The sequence below is a fragment of the Croceibacterium xixiisoli genome, from assembly GCF_009827305.1.
Classification (GTDB): domain Bacteria; phylum Pseudomonadota; class Alphaproteobacteria; order Sphingomonadales; family Sphingomonadaceae; genus Croceibacterium_C; species Croceibacterium_C xixiisoli.
Genome location: NZ_WTYJ01000002.1, coordinates 67863 through 87685, shown reverse-complemented (window position 1 = coordinate 87685; position 19823 = coordinate 67863). Strand labels below are relative to the sequence as shown.

Annotated in this window: 16 protein-coding genes; 8 read left to right on the top strand and 8 right to left on the bottom strand. The window is 60.8% G+C overall.

Going from position 1 to position 19823, the window contains the following annotated elements; translation table 11 throughout:
* Window position 1 precedes the first annotated feature (1 nt).
* Entirely contained in the window at window positions 2–1135 is a 1134-nt protein-coding gene (locus GRI97_RS09500; protein ID WP_161390963.1) for an acyltransferase family protein, read from the top strand.
* A gap of 7 nt (window positions 1136–1142) precedes the next feature.
* Here GRI97_RS09500 and GRI97_RS09495 read toward each other — a convergent pair whose 3' ends face one another.
* Window positions 1143–2183: an acyltransferase family protein gene (locus tag GRI97_RS09495; RefSeq protein ID WP_161390962.1), complete on the bottom strand. Its 1041-nt coding sequence runs from the start codon at window positions 2181–2183 to the stop codon at window positions 1143–1145.
* Between the two features lie 281 nt (window positions 2184–2464).
* Between GRI97_RS09495 and GRI97_RS09490 the strand changes: the two genes are divergently transcribed.
* The 7 genes from GRI97_RS09490 to GRI97_RS09455 all read left to right on the top strand — a co-directional run bounded on the left by GRI97_RS09490 (window position 2465) and on the right by GRI97_RS09455 (window position 11002).
* Entirely contained in the window at window positions 2465–3670 is a 1206-nt protein-coding gene (locus tag GRI97_RS09490; RefSeq protein ID WP_161390961.1) for an acyltransferase family protein, read from the top strand.
* A gap of 116 nt (window positions 3671–3786) precedes the next feature.
* On the top strand, window positions 3787–5625 hold the full coding sequence (locus tag GRI97_RS09485) for a PEP-utilizing enzyme (protein ID WP_161390960.1): 1839 nt from the start codon (window positions 3787–3789) through the stop codon (window positions 5623–5625).
* Entirely contained in the window at window positions 5622–6689 is a 1068-nt protein-coding gene (locus tag GRI97_RS09480; protein WP_161390959.1) for a PEP/pyruvate-binding domain-containing protein, read from the top strand. The genes GRI97_RS09485 and GRI97_RS09480 overlap by 4 nt, the downstream gene beginning before the upstream one ends.
* Window positions 6686–7162, top strand: coding sequence for an acetyl-CoA carboxylase biotin carboxyl carrier protein (accB, locus tag GRI97_RS09475; RefSeq protein WP_161390958.1), 477 nt, complete (start codon window positions 6686–6688; stop codon window positions 7160–7162). Before GRI97_RS09480 ends, accB begins: the two co-directional genes overlap by 4 nt.
* Window positions 7163–7167: 5 nt before the next feature.
* A complete protein-coding gene (locus GRI97_RS18610; RefSeq protein ID WP_235917746.1) occupies window positions 7168–8703 on the top strand; it encodes an acetyl-CoA carboxylase biotin carboxylase subunit in 1536 nt (511 codons plus the stop codon).
* Window positions 8703–10166 (top strand): biotin carboxyl carrier protein, encoded by a 1464-nt coding sequence (locus tag GRI97_RS09460; protein ID WP_161390957.1) that lies wholly within the window; start codon window positions 8703–8705, stop codon window positions 10164–10166. The genes GRI97_RS18610 and GRI97_RS09460 overlap by 1 nt, the downstream gene beginning before the upstream one ends.
* Window positions 10166–11002: an HAD-IIA family hydrolase gene (locus GRI97_RS09455; RefSeq protein WP_161390956.1), complete on the top strand. Its 837-nt coding sequence runs from the start codon at window positions 10166–10168 to the stop codon at window positions 11000–11002. Before GRI97_RS09460 ends, GRI97_RS09455 begins: the two co-directional genes overlap by 1 nt.
* Window positions 11003–11267: 265 nt before the next feature.
* Here the strand turns inward: GRI97_RS09455 and GRI97_RS09450 are convergent, their stop codons facing one another.
* From GRI97_RS09450 to GRI97_RS09420, 7 genes are all read right to left on the bottom strand, one after another.
* Complete coding sequence (locus tag GRI97_RS09450) at window positions 11268–12470, bottom strand: FkbM family methyltransferase (protein ID WP_161390955.1); 1203 nt, start codon at window positions 12468–12470, stop codon at window positions 11268–11270.
* Window positions 12471–12666: 196 nt separating this feature from the next.
* Window positions 12667–13884, bottom strand: a complete 1218-nt coding sequence (locus tag GRI97_RS09445) for an FkbM family methyltransferase (RefSeq protein ID WP_161390954.1) — start codon at window positions 13882–13884, stop codon at window positions 12667–12669.
* Between the two features lies 1 nt (window position 13885).
* Entirely contained in the window at window positions 13886–16174 is a 2289-nt protein-coding gene (locus GRI97_RS09440) for a glycosyltransferase (RefSeq protein ID WP_161390953.1), read from the bottom strand.
* Complete coding sequence (locus GRI97_RS09435) at window positions 16171–16752, bottom strand: hypothetical protein (protein ID WP_161390952.1); 582 nt, start codon at window positions 16750–16752, stop codon at window positions 16171–16173. The genes GRI97_RS09440 and GRI97_RS09435 overlap by 4 nt, the downstream gene beginning before the upstream one ends.
* A 32-nt stretch (window positions 16753–16784) precedes the next feature.
* On the bottom strand, window positions 16785–17198 hold the full coding sequence (locus tag GRI97_RS09430) for a hypothetical protein (RefSeq protein WP_161390951.1): 414 nt from the start codon (window positions 17196–17198) through the stop codon (window positions 16785–16787).
* Window positions 17199–17271: 73 nt separating this feature from the next.
* Window positions 17272–18423 carry a polysaccharide biosynthesis/export family protein gene (locus tag GRI97_RS09425; RefSeq protein ID WP_161390950.1) on the bottom strand — a complete coding sequence of 384 codons (1152 nt, stop codon included), beginning with the start codon at window positions 18421–18423 and terminating at the stop codon, window positions 17272–17274.
* A gap of 141 nt (window positions 18424–18564) precedes the next feature.
* On the bottom strand, window positions 18565–19815 hold the full coding sequence (locus tag GRI97_RS09420) for a glycosyltransferase family 4 protein (protein WP_161390949.1): 1251 nt from the start codon (window positions 19813–19815) through the stop codon (window positions 18565–18567).
* Window positions 19816–19823: the final 8 nt, after the last annotated feature.

Here is a 19823-nt window from a genome sequence, read left to right as displayed (position 1 = left end):
GATGGCCGGGATCCGCCCACCCAGGCTTATCCGGCTGACGGCGGAATCGCCGGATCTGCTGCATCTCGATGCCTTGCGCTTCGGCGCAGCGCTGGCCATTGTGGTCGTGCATTTTCGCACCAATCTGCTGGCCGCCTGGCCGGGGGCGCAGACCGCCTTCTCCCGGCTGGACGGGCTGGCGGTCAGCGTGGATCTGTTCTTCGCCATTTCGGGCTTCGTCATCAGCTGGGTTTATGGCGACAGACTGTCCAGCCTGGCCGCCTATGGCACTTTCCTACGCAAGCGTGTGGCCCGGCTGATGCCGCTGCACTGGGCAACGCTGGGCTTCTTCGTGCTGGTCGGGCTGGTGCTGCAGAGCCAGGGCGGTGATGCCGCGCCAACCAAATACAATTTCAGCTGCCTGTTGACCAATGCCGTGCTGCTACAGGGTTGGGGCCTGTGCGGCGGCCCTTCGTTCAACACGGTCAGCTGGTCGATCAGCGCGGAAATGACGATGTATTTCGCCTATCCGCTGCTGTTTCTGGCCGGGGCACGCTTCCCCCGCATCGCCCTGATTGCCGTCGCCGCGCTGATCCTGGCGCTGGAACTGGGGGCCCTGGCGCCGCCATTCTGGGTGGAGCGTACGCACAATCTGGGCGTCTTGCGCGCGTTTCCGGGCTTCTGCATCGGCATATTGCTGTTCCAGAACCGTGCCCGCATGGCGCAGCTTCCCGCGCCGCAGGCCTGGCTGGGTGCGGCGCTGGCTGCCCTGATCATCGGCGTTGGCCTGGGCGCGCCCAAATCGGTGCTGGTGCTGATCGCCTATGCCATCACCGCCTGCGGTATCGCGGCTGATCTGCAGCGCAAGGCCGGCCCCATGATCGCGCGTATCGCCCCCGCCGGGCGGCTGACCTATTCGATCTACATGCTCCATCCCATTGCCCAATCGCTGTTCATCAACATCGTGGGGCGGCGGATATTGGGGCTTGAGGGTGCGGAGCTAACGCTGTGGACGCTGGCCGCCTTACCGGTGACGATCGCGATATCCTATCTGTCGCTGTGCCTGTTCGAAGAGCCCGCACGACGGCTGCTGTCAGGCGGCCACGGTCCACGCCGGCCGACAGCAGACCCGAAGGATGAGCGATTTTCGATCTGACCAATCGTTACCGGGCGCGCGCGGGTGCGTGATTGCGCAGCAGCCCGAGCAGCGGCCGTTCCAGCAAAAGATAGCCGATATAGCTGCCCACCAGCGACACCAGCGCCAGAATGACGAAAATCACCCCGGCCGGCAGCACCCGCTGCAGCCCGGCCAGCATCACGATCTTGATCGCGGCGGACAGGATCGGCGTGTGCAGCAGATAGATGCTGTAAGAAGCATCGCCCATTTTCATCAGCGCATCAGGGACAGCGATCCGCCCTTCGCGTTCCAGCGCGACAACCCCAAGCAGCAGCAGGGCACTGCCCAGGGCAAAGGCGAGACGCCATTCGTCCTGCCCCTGCACAGCGGAAATCTCCCAGATGCCGAGTACGAACAGCGGCAATGAAGTCAGCAGATACCCCCACCCCGGCAGGCCCGTACGCTTTTGCAGCAAGTACCAGGCGCCCATCCCCAGCACGAAGTTGAGGTTGAACAGGCTGGTGAAGACCCCAACGAAACCCTGATGCTGTTCGAAGGTGGTCGACCAGCCCAGCACATAGCCTGCCGCCACCGCCGCGTACCACAAGACGAAGGCCGCAATACCCAATCGCCGGTTGACGATCAGCAGGGCAAAGAAGGCATAGAACATCACTTCATGAAACAATGACCAGGCCACCGACAGGGGTGGCGCTTCGGGCACGAATTTGATCAGCAGCAAGCTGCTGGCCAGATTGCCCAGCGCCATACGCCCCTGATCTCCGACACCCAGCAGCATCAGTCCGATCACCCCGGCCAGATAGACCCAATAGATCGGATAGAGCCGCGCCCAGCGGCGATAGAGATAGCGTGGCAGGCGATCTGGCTGATCGATGTCCCGGCAATGCGCCGTCAGGATGATGAAACCGCTCAGCACGAAGAAGATATCCACGCCGACATAGCCGAATGCAAAGCCATCGCCGAACGGCTTGGCATCCAGATATTTGTCCCGCCCAACAATCAGGTGGGTGTGGAACAGCAACACGAGCAACGCAGCCAGACCACGCAGCATCTGGACCGATTTCAGCATGGGCAATTCAGTGTGACGACCTGACAGGGCATCATTCGAGGCAAGCCGCAGGCAACGCCGACATCTTCTGCCCAGTCCCCATTTGTATATTCCCGAAGCTGAGCTGTCTTATGCGTGGTATGCGGCAAAACACAAGACAAGCGGGGCTGACAGCGGCGACCGCAGAGCCATGCGCGCTCCGTTCACCCCCATCCGGCTGCATTTTATCGCAAAGCGCGCATCAATTTGGAACAGGCCCCCACGCGCAGGCTTGCAACAGATTATGCGATGAAAGGGAGGGCATGAACACAGCCGTCGCGGGCGAACGCCAACATTACTGGGATACTTTGCGCGCGCTGCTGATGTTGCTGGGCATTCCCTATCACGTTGCCCTGTCCTATCGACCGGGCGAAACCTGGATCGTTCGATCCAATGAGGGATGGGCGCCCTTCCCGCAAATTGCGGAATTCATCCATCTGTTCCGGATGCCGGCGTTTTTCCTGATTGCCGGCTATTTCGCCGCTCTGCTGCTGTCGCGGCGGGCGCCGGCGTTGTGGCTGAAGCAAAGGTTCGTGCGGCTGGGCATTCCCTTCATCACCAGCATTCTGGTGCTGGTGCCGATCATGAATCTGGCCTGTGAATTTTCCAACCTGCCCTATTCCAAGGCGCTGTCTTCCTTCCTGTGGAATTCCAGCCATTCCGGTGGGTATTGGGTGCGGCATTTGTGGTTCATCATCGTGCTGCTGTATCTTAGCACCATGATGGCGGCGCTGAGTGGGGTCATCCCCCGGCTGCGTACTGGCTATATCGCCGAAGGCTTCGACCGGCTGTGTGCCCGGCATATCCTGCCCGCGCTGCTGGTGCTGGGGCTGGTGATCGGCCTGTGGCGCGCAGGTGTGCTGGAAGCATTCTATATCGCCGGGCTCAACACCAATCTGCTGCAGCAGATCCTGCGGCTGGATGAGCTGATCCTCTTTGCGCCGTGGTTTCTGCTCGGCTTTCTGTTCCAGCGCGCGCCGGCGACGCTGAAAAGCTTTACCCGCGTGTCCTTGCCGATGGTGGTGCTGGCGGCGGTGTTCACAGTGCTCGCCTTCCGGGTGGCGCCCGATCTGCATCCCGCGACCGGGCGGCTGCTGAGCACCTTTGCCATTCTGACGCTGACCCAAGTGGTGATTGCTGCTGCGCATTACTGGATGGACCGGCCAAGCATGCTGGTCAGCCGGTTCGTGGATGCCGCCTTCGTGATCTATCTGTTCCACATGCCGATCATTACTATACTGGTGTGGCTGGGGCAGGATGTGCCCGTGCCCACCGCCGTAAAGGGCATTGGGGTCATGGCGATCACGCTGGCGCTCAGCTGGGGGGCGTGGCTGGTGATTGCGCGGGTGCGTTTGCTGGCATGGCTGTTCAACGGAACGGAACCGACGCTGGGCCGCCATGCCGCTGGTTTGACCACTGGGTTGGCGAGAAGCCAAAACAAGACAAAAGCTCCTGCGCTTTTGTCCTAATCACACTGCGCATGAGTCCTTCATAGGTCACTAATCAACGGTTAACATGGCAACCATTCGCACCTGACGCGGCCAGCAAAGGCCCGCAGGTTCCTTTTGGAGAGGATGCCGAACCTATGGCCGATGCGCCCAAGTCATTTCCGCTGCCCAGTTCCGTGAAGGTCACCACGGGAACTGAGGCAGCGCAAGCCGCATACCCCTATTACACCCAGTTCAAGCCTGAAGACGACCAGCGGTTCTGGTTCTACAATTCGATGCACTTCCCCGAACCGATGCATCATTTCGACATGATCACGGCAGAGGCAGCCTATTGCGCGCTGGGCAGTTTCAACACCCGCGTCCACGTGCTGCCTACCACCAAGGGCATCGACCATCGCATCATCAATGGCCGGGTGTTCATCGGCGGTGTGGCGGTCACCGATCCGGAAGAGATTGCCGCGCGGGCCGCCGAGTTCCAGCAGCGTGCCTTCTATTATTACGAACACTGGGAAAAACTTTACGACCAGTGGAAGGACAAGATGAAGGCGCTGATCGCAGAGGCGCAGGCCCTGCCCAGCCCGTCACTGCCCGATCTGGAGCCGATCGAGACCACCCATACCGGCAAGGGCGTGGCCGCCAATCATGCGCTGATCGACACCTATCGCAAGCAGCTGGAAGGCTATTTTCGGATGTGGCACCACCACTTCGAATTCCTGCTGCTGGGCTACGGCGCCTATCTGACCTTCTTCGATTTCTGCAAGCGCGCCTTCCCCGAGATTTCGGACCAGGCAATCAGTCGCATGGTCGCCGGAATGGAGGCGGAGATTTTCCGCCCCGACGAAGAGATCAAGCGGCTGGCCCGCCGCGCGGTGGAGCTGGGCGTCGACAATCATTTCCATGACGAGATGGATATCGATCAGGTGCTCGCCGGGCTGGACCAGCTGGGCGACAAGGGCCGCGAATGGCTCGATGAGCTGGAAACCAGTCGCAACCCTTGGTTCAACGTCAATGTTGGCGACGGATTCTATCACTATCACCGCAGCTGGAACGACGATCTGTCGATGCCGTTCGCGGCCCTGCCCGGCTATATCGACAAGATCCGCGCGGGCGAGAATATCGAACGCCCGCTGGACCGGCTGGTGGAGGAACGTGACCAGCTGGTGGCCGATTACCGCGAACTGCTGGATACAGATGAAGACCGCGCGACCTATGATCAGCTGATCGGGCTGGCGCACCGGGTGTTCCCCTATGTGGAGGGGCACAAGTTCTATTGCGAACATTGGTACACCAATCTGTTTTTCAACAAGATTCGCGAATTCGGCGCGCTGCTGGCCGAACATGGCTTCTTCGCGAAGGAAGAAGATGTGTTCCACCTGACCCATTACGAGCTGGAAAGCGCGATCGTGGATCTGATGCTGGCCTGGTCCAGCGGATCGGATCCGCGCGGCCCCGGCCACTGGCCGGCGATCGTGGCGCAGCGCCAGCAGGCGATTGAGAGCTGGGCGGGTGAAACCGTGCCGCCAGCACTGGGCGTGGTGCCCGATGTGATCGATGACCCGGCGATCGTGATGCTGTGGGGTATCACCCGCGAGAACCTGGATACCTGGCTGTCAGACGGCGCGGAAAACACCAATGAGCTGCGCGGCTTTGCCGCCTGTTCCGGGGTGGTGGAAGGCACGGCGCGGGTGATCCGTTCGGTGAAGGAAATCGGCCGGATCGAACAGGGCGATATTCTGGTATGTCAGGTCACCAATCCGACCTGGTCGCCATTGTTCCAGAAGATCAGCGCCGCCGTGTCCGACATCGGCGGATCGATGAGCCATATGGCGATCGTGGCGCGCGAATATGGTCTGCCTGCCGTGGTCGGCACGGGGTCGGCAACGCAGAAGATCCGCGATGGTCAGCGTATCCGCGTCGATGGCGGACGCGGGCTGGTGACCCTGCTCGACGAAGAAAAAGTGCTGGAGGACGCATGAGCATTCCCGGCAATTCTGTCAGCTCGTTCGCCCCTGTCAGCTGGTTTGCCGATGTCGGCATTGTCGATCGCCCGACGGTGGGCGGCAAGGGCGGATCGCTGGGCGAACTGACCCGCGCGGGGATCGCCGTGCCGCCCGGTTTCGTCGTCACCACCCATGGGTTCGACCTGTTCCTGGCGGCACTGGAAGCGCGGGCGCCGGTGCGCGCCCGGGTGGAGGCGCTCGATCCGCATGATCTGGATGCCGCCGCCGCGCTGGCGCAGGAACTGCGCGACCGGGTGGCGCATGAACCGATGCCAGTAGAGGTGGAGCGGGCAATTACCGAGGCCCATGCACGACTTTCCCCCAATGGGGAACCGGTGGCGGTGCGATCCAGCGCAACCACCGAAGATGCCGAGGACGCCAGCTTCGCCGGGCTGCAGGATACATTCCTGTGGGTGCTGAGCGCGCAGGACATGGTCGCGCGGGTGCGTGAATGCTGGGGCAGCCTCTATTCGGTCGAAAGCATGACCTATCGGCTGAAGCAGAACTTCCCTGAAGAGGGCGTGGCGATGGCGGTGGTGGTGCAGCAGATGGTGGACGCCCGCTGCGCCGGGGTGATGTTCACCCGTTCGCCGCTGACCGGCGACAAATCGGTGATCACCATCGAAGGCGCCTGGGGCCTGGGCAGTTCGGTGGTGTCGGGCGAAGTGACGCCGGACCGCTGGGTGCTGGGCAAGATCACCGGCGAAATCACCACGCGCGACATTTCCGACAAGCATGCGCGGCAGGTGCCGGCGCCCGGCGGCGGGATCCAGGAAGTGGAGAACAGCGGCGATCTGCGGACCGCCCCCTGCCTGAGCGACGAGGATCTGCTGGGGCTGCGCGCGGTGGGACGCCAGATCGAGCGTCATTACGGCAAAGCGCAGGATATCGAATGGGCGCTGGATCAGCAGGGCAATATCCTGCTGCTGCAAAGCCGCCCGGAAACCGTGTGGTCCGCAAAAGACGTGACCGCGCCGGTGAAGACAAGTGAGGGGAATCCGTTGAACCACGTCATGACCATCTTCGGGGGCCGAAAATGAGCCTGACCCGCAAAGATATCGAGGAAATCATGGGCCTGCTGGATGCCAGCCGGTTCGAACGGCTGAGCCTGGAGATGGACGGGCTGAAGCTGGAACTGGCCCGCAGCGGTGCGACAGCAAGCGCGGCACCGGTGGCGAGCTCTGTCTCAGCGGCCCCTGCCCCCGCTCCAGCGGCAGCCCCCGCGCAGGCTGCGGCAGCCCCTGTTCCCACCAACACGGCCGTACCAGACGGACTCGTGGCGGTGAAATCGCCGCTGCTCGGCGTGTTCTATCGCGCGCCCAAGCCGGGTGAAGCCAGCTTCGTGGAAGTCGGCAGCCGGGTGGAGGAAGACAGCGTGATCGGCATCATCGAAGTGATGAAGCTGATGAATTCGGCGCGCGCAGGCGTCGCCGGCGAAGTGGTGCAGATCCTGGGCACCAATGGCGAAATGGTCGAGCATGGCGAAGTGCTGATGCTCATCCGCCCGGCCTGACGGATATGGCAGACAAGAAGGCCATCCGCCGTATCCTGATCGCCAATCGGGGCGAAATCGCCGTGCGGGTGATCCGCACCTGCGAGAAACTGGGCATCGAGACCGTGCTTTGCGTGTCGGAGGCGGACCGGGATTCTCTGGGCGCGCGCATGGCCACCCGCGCCGTGTGCATCGGCGCATCGAGCCCGGCCCTGAGCTATCTCAATATACCCGCCGTGGTGCAGGCGGCCATCGGCTATGGCTGCGACGCGATCCACCCCGGCTATGGCTTCCTGTCCGAACGGGCGGAACTGGCGCGATTGTGCGAACAGGAAGGGGTGATCTTCATCGGTCCGACCGCTGCGCAGATCGAGGCGGTGGGGGACAAGCTGCGCGCACGGACCGAGGCGATTGCGGCCGAGGTACCCGTGGTGCCGGGTGGTGCGGTGGATTTCGCGGGGAGTGACACGAAGGCTGGTGGCTGCCCTTCGACGGGCTCAGGGCGAGCGGGGGTCGGGAATGGCGCCAGCAGCGGGAACGCGGGGAGCGATCTTTCACCTAAACCCGCTCAGCCTGAGCCTGTCGAAGGCCATGCGCCAACTTCCGCCCGGCAATTGGCCGAAGAGATCGGTGCGCCGCTGCTGATCAAGGCGGTCGGCGGCGGGGGTGGCCGGGGGATGAAGCTGGTCGAGGATCTGGCCGATCTGGAAGCGGTGATGGACATGGCCAGCGCCGAGGCCGGTGCCGCCTTCGGCGATGCGCGGGTCTATATCGAACGCTATGTCGCCGAAGGCCGGCACATAGAGGTGCAATTGCTGGGCGATGGCGAAGGCCGGGTGATCCATCTGGGCGAACGCGATTGTTCGGTGCAGCGGCGTTACCAGAAGCTGATCGAGGAAACCCCCGCCCCGCATCTGCCGCGCGCCACGCGGTTGCGGCTGCTGGATGCTGCGGTGCGCTTTGCCGAACGGCTGAACTATCGCGGTGCGGGTACGGTGGAGTTTCTCTACGATATCGAACGCGATGAATTCTATTTCCTGGAAATGAACGCCCGCATCCAGGTCGAACATCCGGTTACCGAAATGGTCACCGGGATCGATCTGGTGGAGCAGCAGATCCGCATCGCTGCCGGCGAAGGCCTGCCCTGCGACCAGGCGGGCGTGCAGTTCCATGGCGCTGCGGTGGAATGCCGGGTGAATGCCGAGGATCCGACGCGCGACTTCCTCCCCTCCCCCGGAACCGTCACCAGCGCCCGCTGGCCCGAAGGGGACGGGATCAGGGTGGATACCCATATCGTGGACGGGGCCAAGGTGCCGCCATTCTATGATTCCATGATCGCCAAGATCATCGCCCATGCGCCCACGCGCAAGGAAGCGATCGAGCGGCTGATCGAGGCGGTGTTCGCCACGAAGGTGAACGGGATCGCCACCAATCTGACATTGCAGCGGACGATCCTGAAGCATTGGGCGTTCAAGAATGGCGGGGTCGATACCGGCTTCCTCGCCCGCATGCTGACACCCCCACCCGCATCGATCGATGCGGTTTCCGCAAAGGATCGCTGATGGCCAACATCCGCCTTGTCGAAACATCGCTGCGCGATGGCAATCAGTGCCTGTGGGGCGCGCTGGGGGTGGATACCGCCCGCACGCTGACCATTGCGCCAGTGATGGAACGCTGCGCTTTTTCCGCGATCGATTTCACCACCAGCACCCATATGGGCGTGGCCGTCCGCTACAAGCAGGAAGACCCGTGGGAACGGATCCGGGGCATGGCGCAGGCCTGCCCAACCACCCCGCTGCAATTCCTTTCCACCGGATTTCGCTTCATCGCCTGGGAAACCGCCAGCCCGGAATTCATGGAACTGGCGTTCCGCACCCTGGCGACCAATGGCATCCGCCGTTTTGCCCTGGCTGATCCGATGAATGATGCCGCCGCCAATGTGGACGTGGCGCGCATGGTCAAGCGATCGGGTGGCGAACAGGTGGTGGGCGCGCTGGTCTATACGATCAGCCCGATCCATGATGATGTGCATTATGCCGCCGCAGCACGGATGATGGCCGCGAGCGATGATATCGACGCGCTTTATATCAAGGATCCAGGCGGGTTGCTGACCCCCAAGCGGGCGCAGACGCTGATCCCCGCGATCCTGGCCGAAATCGGCAACAAGCCGCTGGAAATCCACGCCCATTGCACCATCGGCCTGGCCGAGCAGACCTATCTGGAGGCGGCCGATCTGGGCGTTTCAGCGGTGCAATGCGCCAGCGGCGGCGCGGCGGACGGCACATCCAATCCGTCGATCCAGCGGATGATCGCCAATCTGCGCACGCTGGGCCACACGGTCGAGATCGATGACGATGCCGTGGCCCATGTGGCGCAATATTTCCGCGACATGGCGCAGGCCGATGGCCTGCCCACCGGCGCACCGATGGCGTTCGACGCTGCCTATCTGCAGCATCAGCTGCCCGGCGGGATGGTCGGCACCATGCGCCGCCATCTGGCCGATCACCGCGTGCCGCATCTGGAAGGCGCGGTGATTGAGGAACTGGGCCGCGTGCGGGAAGAACTGGGCTGGCCGATCGTCATGACGCCCTTTGCCCAGATGCTGCAGACCCAGGCAGTGATGAATGTCACCGGGGAAGACCGCTATGCGGTGATCCCGGACGAGATCATCCGCTATGCGATCGGCCGGTTCGGCCGGCCCAACATGCCGATCGCGCCCGATGTGCTGGACCGGATCATGGCCAATCCGCGCACGAAGGAGCTGCAGGAAGAACCGGCCATGGCCGATCTGGCCACGCTGCGCCGCCGGATCGGCACGCATCTGTCGGATGAGGAATTCCTGCTGCGCGCCACCATGCCGGCCAATCTGGTCGATGCGATGGCCGCCGAGGGCCCCGCCCCGCGCCGTTATGACCCGCAGACCGCACCAGTGATGGATCTGCTCCGCCGGTTGCTGGCCCGCACCGATCTGACGAGGGTGAGTGTGGAGAAGGCCGGGCTGAAACTGGAACTGGAGGGAAATTGATGGAGGGGGTTTCCATGCAGCCGAAGGGCTTCATGTTCGATCTGGACGGGACGCTGATCCTCTCCAACCGATCGCTCGGCAGCTATCAGGTGATCCCCGGCGCGGTGGAGGTGCTGCAGGCGCTGGAGGCGCGCGGTATTCCCTTCCTCGCCCTGACCAATGGCAGCGCCTACCCCTCGGCGGTGCAGGGCCCGAAATTGCGCGATGTCGGCCTGCCGATTGCCGACGAACGGCTGTTCACTCCCAATTCGGTCGCCGCGCTGGTGATGCGTGAGCGCGGATATCGCCAGGTGCTGGTGCTCGGCACCGATGGCGTGCGCGATGCGCTGGAACAGCTGGGCGTGCCCTGCTGCATGCCGGGCGAGGCGGGTGCGGACGATGTCGATGCGGTCTATGTCGCCTGGCATCCCGATTGCCGGATGGAACATATCCACGCCGCCTGCAGTCGCGTGCTGGAAGGCGCCGCCTTCCTCACCGCATCCGACGTACCCTTCTTCGCCACCAAGGAAGGACGCAGTTTCGGCTATAGCTGCGCCATCAATGGCGCGATCGCGCGGGTAACCGGGCGCGAGCCGGAACCGACCGGCAAGCCATCCACCCATGCGATGCGCTTCGTCGCGCAGCAACTGGGCCTGGCGATCGGTGAAGTGGGCGTTGTGGGAGATGATGCGGTGGCCGAAATGCAGATGGCCCGCGCCGAGGGCGCCATCGGCATCGGAGTTGCCAGCGGATCAACCAGCCGCGCCGAATGGGCCGCCCAGCCCGCCGAACGGGCGCCGCATCTGGTGATAGAGCATGTTGGCGAACTGCTCCAGCATAGCTGGCTGAAGAGGTGAGTTGGCAGCCGCCAAGCGTGGGCAGATTTGCGAGCATTGGAACGCCGGTTCCGAGGCGGCATGTCGAGATGCTGCGGCTTCTTGTGATGCTCGTTGATCAGATATTTTGTACGTTCATCCGAAAGCGTATTGATCGTCTGAATCATCATATGGTTGCGGCATACTGTGGCCTAGATCGGCGATCCGATTGCATCAGATCGCCGATCTGCTTCTTTTTGTTTGCCGCAATTTCTAGACAGATGATTTCACCTGCTTAGAAATTGCTCTAAACTAAAGTCGGTTTTTCGCGATGGATCGCCAACAAATCCCATTCAATGTCCTCGCCGGACGGGACATCCGGCATGCCATCAGCGCCAAGCTCCGTCCCCTCGCGATGGACGAAATCATAACCATGGTCACGCAGCAGCGTGTAGATTGCGCGGTAATCATAGCCCGCGCGCTCCATCCAATAGGGCGAGATTTCGATAAAGATCGTCGGACGGTCCGTTTTCAGAATGCCGGTCATGCCTTGCAGCACGAAAAGTTCATACGCTTGGACGTCAATTTTGACGAAGCGGACCGGGCGCCCTTTGGCGTAGTCGGGAAGCAGGTCGTCAAGAGGATAGACGGCAACTTCTTCCCCCTCGCCACGGCCCGCTGGGGCGCTGGTATCGACACCCAGAGCACCAAAATTATTCTCGCCCTCATAGCTGATCGGATACATGGTGACGGTGCCATGTTCCTGACCTGCAGCGGCATGAAGAGCGGTGATGTTGTCGAGGCGGTTCAGAACCGAATTGGCGTGAACCAGTTGATACATGACCCGTTGGGCCTCGATAGCGATCACCTGGCCCGTCGGACCTACCAGCTTTGCGAAGACTACCGAATGGTGCCCGAAGTTGGCTCCGATATCGAGCACCAGGTCGCCCGGTCGCACATGCTCCTTGAACAGCGCGATATCGTTGGGCGCCCAAGACCCTTCACGAACGATCGCCCTGGGAATAACCTCGTCGCTGGCCAAAACCAGAAATTCGCCCCAATCTCCATATGTCAGCTTGGTATGCTGATTAAGGAGCAGCGACCGGCCCACCGGCTGGGGAACGTCGCTGAATGCGACTCCCAACAGCCAAGCTTCGCAACGGTTGTGGTCGCGGCCTTCAACGGGCAGGGCCTCAATCGAGACCTGAAAATCCTGATGGCGCGCCTTCAATTCGACCATCACTGTATCGCTGCCGCTGTCGTTCGCGAGCGAGACGATTTGTTCCCCCTCGTCGGTGGTGATCTTTACCGCGCCGCTCCAATCGTGGCGGAGAAACTCGATCCCGACGGTTTCGGGTTTGCAGAGCAGGACCAGCGGCTGACCAAAAAGATATGTTTTAAGTGCTCGGGCTTCCCGCCTCGGATGGTAAATGGTTTCCCATCCCGCCATCTGAACCGCACGGCAAAGCCCTTGCGACAAGGCAGCATCGATGTCCTGGGTAATCGTCATCCTGCCTTTTCCTTTATCTGAACCACGCGGCAAAGCCCTTGGGACAGCCGCTGGGCAAACGTCAACCTGCCGTTCCTCTTAATGTGCATGCTCATCATCATTTGTGGTGTTTTTAGAAGTGTGCTGACGCAGCGCCGTGCGGGGCCGGGCAATCTGCGTGTTTGCCGAAGCACACCGATCGTGCGCCCCACTTGATCTATGTCGCCGATTTGCAACCCCGGTTCGGACCTTCGGGATGGATGGCGAGTAAATCCCATTCGATCTTCATATCGACCGGGATATCAGGAACATTATCGGAACCCATTGCGATTTCATCGCTGTGCATGAATTGATAACCGTACGCACGCAGCAACCCATAAATCTCGGTGTAATCATAGCCTGCCCGCTGCATCCAATATGGTGCAATTTCAACGAAAATTATCGGCCTATGCTTCTCCAACAAAGAAGTCATCCCGAGTAGCACGAAAAACTCATAGGACTGGACGTCGATCTTGACGAAAGAAATCTGGCGATCACCCAGGTAACCGGGCAAGAGAGTGTCAAGAGGATATACAGCGACCTCCTCTCCATCGTCCTGTCCTGCCAGGACGTGTGTGTTGATGGCTAGCCGCCCAAAATTATCCTCTCCTGCCTTGCTCACAGGATACATGGTGACACTGCCGTGACTATTTCCGGCAGCGGCGTGAATCGGTACAATGTTGTCGCAGCGATTTAGCGCGGCGTTGGCGTGGATCAGCTGGTACATGGTCCATTGTGCCTCGATTGCGAGCACAAGACCTGTCGAACCAACCAGCTTTGAAAACACGACCGAATGGTGTCCGAAATTCGCTCCGATATCCAAGACCACGTCGCCTGGGCGGACTTGCTCCTTGAACAGCCGAACGTCGTTTCCCGCCCATACTCCTTCACGGACAATGACACTGGGGATAACTGCGTCCGTCGCAAGGACAAGGAATTGTCCCCATGTTCCGTACACCAGCCGAGTATGCTGATTAACGGGTAAAGTCCCGCCAACCGGCCGCGGCCTCTTGCGAAAAACAAGGCTCAACAGCCAGGCTTCGCAATGCGCCTCTTCACGCCCGTCAACGTGCAGCGCCTCTATGGTAACCTGGAAATCATCCGAACGCGGCGCAAGTTGGAAAAGGACAACATCGGTGCCATCGTCTTTCGACAACAGCAGAGTATGTTCTCCCTCATCGGTCGTTATTCTGACTTCCCCGCTCCAACCGTGACGAAGGAATTCCAGCCCAACGGTTTCAGGTCCGCACAGCAAAATCAGCGGATCACCGAACGTGCAGGATCTTAGTGACTTCCCTAGCCCAACAGGATTTTCCACCGGCTCCCAGCCCGTTGTCTGAATTCCTCGAGACAAGCCATGGGCCAATGCCTCGCTGATGGGCAACTTGACGGACACATCATGCCCCCTTGTGCATGATCCGGGGTGCCGCATCCGCGCGGAGTCCCATTCGGGCAAAAACCGCGAGAAAATCCCTCACCATCGCCTGATCGGTAAAGCGGGCTTCATAATCCTTGCGCGCGGCCACGCCCATCGCACGCCGCTCGGCCGGGTCTGCGAGCAACTTATCAAGCGCATCGGACAGGCCTTGCGTGTCGCCCGGCGCCACCAGCATGCCGGTCTTGTCATGGGTCACAACTTCCGGGCCGCCACCTGCATCGCATGCAATCACCGGCTTGCCGAATACCATTGCTTCCAGAAAGACGAGGCCGAAGGATTCATATCGCGACGGGGCCACGAAAATGTCGCAGTCGCGATAAAACCGACGCAATTCCTCCTCTTCGACCCGACCATGAAAGCGAATTCGATCGAAAATTGCCTGCGTCAGGCCGCTCTTGAGAAATTCGCCCTTATAGGTCGTGCCGTCGGGGCGGAGGATTGTATCGTCGCCTACGATGTCGAGGACAGCGTCGGGATATTTGGCCAAAATCCCCGGGGCGGATTGCAACAGGGTATCGATTCCCTTGCGGGATTCGAGCCGCCCGACAAACAGGATACGTGTCTCGGCTGTTACGCCGGCCGGTGGTTCCATGCCGTCCGACCAGTCGGCCATTCCATGCGGCGAGTAGAATAGCCTTTCGTCGGGAAGCGCGAGATCATATTTTTCGCGGATGTCCCGGACGATCGCCGCGCTGTTGGCATGCATCATTTTCGCATTGTTGAGGATCAATTCTTCCATGGCGATGATGGGATTGCCGAATTCGGCCATCCAGCCTTTATCCGCTGCCTTCAGAGGCTGGCTTTCAAGCCAGAAACGCATGGTCGTCTGCAACGCAACGATCAGCGGAAACTCAGCGCTGATCTGAAACAGCAGCGGTTCGCAATCCCAAAGCGGGCAATAGACGACGTCCACCTTTCGCTTCGCATCGATCGCGCGTACTTCCTCAAGCATTGTCTGGCCATAATTCCAGATATGCGACGGAACCGCGTGCGGGGCGATCGGAGATGGGTCGGGCGCCGGATAGTGCCGTATTTCGACACGATGGACCCAGACAGAATCCTCGAAGTCCACGGTCGAAGGTCCGCGCGACTTGGTAAGGACATGGACCTGATGTCCATCCGCAGCCAGCGATTGTGCAAGCTGCGCCATATTGCGCGCGATACCGCCATTCTGGCCCGGCGGATAATCCTGCGTAACCAGACAAATGGTCGATCGTTCGGCTTCGAGACGAAGAATGGGAAAGGTCCGGAATTCCGACCGGTGCGCATCGCGCGTTGCCTGACTCAGCATCTTCGGCGGCTCGGCCGCGCGGCTGCGCCCATCTTCGAGCGCGCGCGCCGTCTCGTCGTAAAAACGCTCGACCTCCGCCGTCGTGTAGTCTCCGACACGTTCGGCGGCGAGGACGCTCCGCTCCCAGCCGCGGATATCGGCCATCCCGGCATTCAGCACCTCGCGGTGGCTATGATGGTTCCGCCCGTTCCGCAGACCGAAATAAACGCGATTCTTGATCAGCGGATACCAGTTGCGAACGATCTTGCGTTCGTCGCGCAGATGGCTCGGCGCATATTTGTGATGCACAAAGGCGCGCGGAAGCTGAACGATGCGATAGCCCGCATCGTTGATCCGGCAGCAGACATCGGTCTCGTCGAGGAAATATTCATACTCCTCGTCGAACCCGCCGATTTCGAGCAGCGCCGATCTGCGAAAAGAACAATTTGTGCCGAGCAGATGCGGATAATCGAGAGCTTGGGGAAAATTGATGTGCGGGGCGGCAGTCCCCCAATCGGTGGGATAGCCCAATCGATTTGTCGTCACGTAGCGCGCCTGAAATTTCACGCCGCTGTTATCGTAGACGAAGCCGCCGACAGCGCCGACTTCATCATCGTCATAGGCCGATGCCAGATCGCCGAGCCATTCGGGCTCGGGAACGGCATCGTCGTCGATAAAACAGACGACGTCGGATGACGCCATTGCAATACCGATGTTGCGCGACATCGACAGGATACGCTCGGGGCAATAAGCGACTTTGACATCGTCCTTGATCGCCTCAAGATATTCACGCGTGCCATCCGGCGTGGGTCCGGAGACCACGCAGACTTCAAAATTCGCATATTTCGAATAACGCAATCCGTCGATGGTGCGTTTCAGATAGTCCAGTCGGTTGTCGGTGTTGATGACCACCGAGAACGAAACACCCCCTTCCTCCGCGGGCGAGATCGCGAAACTGGGCAGCGGTTTGGTGCTCATGTCTGAATTCTTTCATCGGATGCTGCACCGACATCTCGGCACAGCCGCTCGTCGTCATTTTCAAGACGCGCGGATGTGACGTCCGTCGACGTCGGCGGGCGTAACCCGTGCGTATGCGCCGGCATATCGGTATGCCGCATCAGTGCACCGAGCCGTGCGTCGAGCTCGCGCAGTCCGGTTTCCAGACCTACTATATCGGTCTTGATGTCCAAAAGGCCGTCACGCTCCGCAAGCGCTTCTTCCAGGTTCTCCATGGCCCGGCCCGCGAACGCCTTTTCCAGGCCCTGCACGGCTCGCGCGAGGTTGAGAATCTCTTCGCGTGTTTCGGAATGGACCGCCTCCAACGTGTCGATACGCTGGTTCATTCCCGCCATCACCTTCGCCATGCCCCGCAGTGCCATGCTCAGGCTGTGGACGGCGTCATCGGCATAAGCCTTGGCTTCCTGCGATGCCAAAAGCGCGCGCGCTTCGATTGCCTCCGCCGGGACTATCCTGAAAGCTGTAATGCGATGCGCCACATAGGTATGCGCCTTGAGCGCCGCAGCATAGACGCGTTGCTCAATATGCTTCTTGCTCAAGCGCCGCCGCCATTTGTTTTCCGAGGGAGGATTCACTTTCCGCTCCAGCTGCGCGGGCGTTTTGAGAACACCACCAGTTCGGTAACTTCGAGCAGCACGCCGGGATAGACATAAGCCCGAGCCTCAACACTATCCAACCTGTCGTCAAGGTGGAAATCCATCGACACGAGGGTCAGCGTATCGTCAAATAAGGTTCCGCTCGATACGGATCTGAATGCGATGACGCCCTTCTCCGGCGCAAAAACATCGCAATTGATCAGATTGGAAACCGACCCGGGCAGCGCACGCATGTAAAATCCCGCGACATAATCGCCGGGCTCAAGCGAGCAATATGGGCCGAAGCAAAGATGGCCCTCTTGCCCCTCGGACATGCGGGAACCGTTCGGTCCATCTTTTCCCACCCCACCTGGCAGTGCCGCCCCATCGAAACGCATATAGGATGACAATGATATACCCCTTACAAAACGAACCGCAGGCGTGCTGGCGCCGCTAAACGAAAGGTGCCGCCGACAATCACCGTCATCTCACCGCATTGCCGACGGAGATTGCCGAAAAGGCCACGGTGGAGAGGCTGTTCAGGAACTTCTGGAGGTCTGTTCCCGGCGCATTTGAAATATAGAGGATATCGCGATCCCGAATGGCGAAGTCCTGCGCGGCGAAGAGGCTCGACGCATCCGAGAGATTCAAGCGATAGACCACCGGCACCCGCCCATCGAGCGTCGTGCGAGCAGTGGCCGTAACCGACGGATCGAGCGCGGCAGGGTCTTCCATGCGGAACACGAAGACACCGCGGATGTCGGCGCGCTCATCACGCAAGCCGCCTGTTCGGCCCAGCGCCTGCGCCAAGGTCAGCCCGCCACCCTCAAACGGCACTTCCGCGTTTTGGTTAACCGCGCCGAGCGCAATGAAGCTGTAGGGTTGGAACAAGACCGTGACCACATCGTCTGGCAACAGGCGGACATTCTGCGCCGGATTGCGGATGATGTCATCCAGCGCCATCGCGGCCACCGTTGCGCCGCGCGACAACTGGATCGTTGTTTTTCCAACAGGTTGCCTGGAGCCACCGGCAGCCGCAATGGCATCGAGCAGCCGTTCGCCCCTGGCGCTGAGCGGCACCCGGCGACTGGCAGCCACTTCGCCAATGATCGTGACATTGCGCGTTTCGTTCTGGACCAGGCGGACGACGACCTGCGGGTCGTTAGCCTTGCCCCTCAGACGGGCGGAAATCTCGTGTTGTACTTCGGCCGGGGTGCGCCCCGCTGCCTGCACGCGGCCGACGAAAGGAACCGAAACCAGGCCGTCATTGCCGACCACCTGCCCCGGAAGCGCAGCGCTCTGGGCGATGGAAATCCCGGCAGGGGGGCGCACGTCGGCGCCCATCGCCCCGAACAATACGGCGGGCGGCGCCTCCCACATCGAAATGTCCAGCGCATCGCCATAACCAATGACGGTATCGACCACCGCTGCTTCGCCAAAGATTTCCGAAAAATTGCGCGAGTTCCGGACGGCAGCAACCCGCCGCACTACCTGATTGTCGAGATCGATGATTTTGACATCGCTGCCATCATATTGCGTCGCCTCGATCTTTCGCACGGACGAGGTCGACGGTCCCGAGGCACCAAGCGATGAACAGGCGGCCAGCGGTACGGCAAGGCAGGCCACGGCGAGCATGTTGCGGATCGCGGCAGCGCCCGAAGGGTTGTTGCCATCAGTCCGTTTGCGACGATCCGTCATTTCATTCGACTTTCATTTGCACTGAGGCGCTGGATCATTCTGCGATCCGTTTCGGTACGATCATCCCCTGTTGGCGCATCACATCAGACCTTGATAGACCGCCTGCAAGCGATCGCGATAAAGCTTTGGCGTGAAACGCGCCGCCTGAAGAACGCCACGCTCACGCATCGCGTCGCGCAGTCCGGCATCGGCATCGACGCGGCGGATAGCCTCGGCAAGAGCGGGCGTATCATAAGGATCCACCATGACGGCCGCATCACCGGCGACCTCCGGCAGCGATGAGCTATCGGAACAGATCACCGGCGTGCCGAGCAGCATCGCTTCGAGCATCGGCAAGCCAAAGCCTTCATATAGCGACGGAAACAAGGCGGCCTTCGCACCGCGGATCAAGCTTACCAACAGCTCGAAAGGCACGTACGAAAGATTGATGATCCCTTCGGCACCCAGAAAACGCGTCTCTTCTTCAGCCTTCCAGGCTCGGGCGCCAATGATGACCAGCCGAGCCGTCGACCCGCTGGCGATATAGGCCTGGACCATCCGGCCGATATTCTTCTTCGGCTCGAGCGACCCCCAGAAAAGATAATAATTCTTATAGTCGACCCCGAGAATCGCTTCGACCTCGCGTGCCACCACTTCCTCGGATTTGTTGCGCAAAGCGAGTGGGATATCGACAGATTGGTAGGTATTGGTCACACGGCTGGGCGAAATCCCCGTGATTTCCACTATGTCACGCTTCGAACATTCGGAAACGGTGACGATATGATCGGCCCGGTCCTTCAATTGGCGAATCAGGCGCAGATAGAGTCGCTTGTTGTCGGACGTGGTATGCGGCAAGCGCAGCGGTACAAGGTCGTGCAGCGTGTAGATATTGGGGACACCCTTGACCCGCAATGGCAGTGGATAGGTCCAATGTGCGAGGTCGGGCCGTTGCGGGACCGCGACGTCGGAAAGCCGCCCCCAGAGCTTGAAAGCGCTCTGGGAGCGATGGAAGACATTCACAGCATTATAGATTTTGTCATAATGGGGCATCCTGCCCGCAAAAGACGCAGAGATGACGCGGCCCGTCATCGGAACTTCGACCGCCGACCGTGACAGCGGCCCGCGCAAGGCATGGACGACCCGGTCCACCGATTCACGTGCGGGAGAGCGGTCTGTGTCGCCCTCGAAGAAACCAATCTCCCGCAACAATTCGTCACGCGAAGCGGCGGATCTTTTGCCATAGAGGACCGAAACCCCATAACCGAGGTCGCGCAACGCAAAGCTGAGATTACGGGCATAGGTGGCGATACCCGTCCCCTTCTCCATGCCCAGATTGTAGCCGTCGATCATCACATTTT

Excerpts from the sequence above, each read along its gene's own strand:
- GRI97_RS09500 (WP_161390963.1), top strand. The coding sequence starts at position 2 with ATGGCCGGGATCCGCCCACCCAGGCTTATCCGGCTGACGGCGGAATCG.
- GRI97_RS09495 (WP_161390962.1), bottom strand. The coding sequence starts at position 2,183 with ATGCTGAAATCGGTCCAGATGCTGCGTGGTCTGGCTGCGTTGCTCGTG.
- GRI97_RS09490 (WP_161390961.1), top strand. The coding sequence starts at position 2,465 with ATGAACACAGCCGTCGCGGGCGAACGCCAACATTACTGGGATACTTTG.
- GRI97_RS09485 (WP_161390960.1), top strand. The coding sequence starts at position 3,787 with ATGGCCGATGCGCCCAAGTCATTTCCGCTGCCCAGTTCCGTGAAGGTC.
- GRI97_RS09480 (WP_161390959.1), top strand. The coding sequence starts at position 5,622 with ATGAGCATTCCCGGCAATTCTGTCAGCTCGTTCGCCCCTGTCAGCTGG.
- accB (WP_161390958.1), top strand. The coding sequence starts at position 6,686 with ATGAGCCTGACCCGCAAAGATATCGAGGAAATCATGGGCCTGCTGGAT.
- GRI97_RS18610 (WP_235917746.1), top strand. The coding sequence starts at position 7,168 with ATGGCAGACAAGAAGGCCATCCGCCGTATCCTGATCGCCAATCGGGGC.
- GRI97_RS09460 (WP_161390957.1), top strand. The coding sequence starts at position 8,703 with ATGGCCAACATCCGCCTTGTCGAAACATCGCTGCGCGATGGCAATCAG.
- GRI97_RS09455 (WP_161390956.1), top strand. The coding sequence starts at position 10,166 with ATGGAGGGGGTTTCCATGCAGCCGAAGGGCTTCATGTTCGATCTGGAC.
- GRI97_RS09450 (WP_161390955.1), bottom strand. The coding sequence starts at position 12,470 with ATGACGATTACCCAGGACATCGATGCTGCCTTGTCGCAAGGGCTTTGC.
- GRI97_RS09440 (WP_161390953.1), bottom strand. The coding sequence starts at position 16,174 with ATGAGCACCAAACCGCTGCCCAGTTTCGCGATCTCGCCCGCGGAGGAA.
- GRI97_RS09425 (WP_161390950.1), bottom strand. The coding sequence starts at position 18,423 with ATGCTCGCCGTGGCCTGCCTTGCCGTACCGCTGGCCGCCTGTTCATCG.
- GRI97_RS09420 (WP_161390949.1), bottom strand. The coding sequence starts at position 19,815 with ATGATCGACGGCTACAATCTGGGCATGGAGAAGGGGACGGGTATCGCC.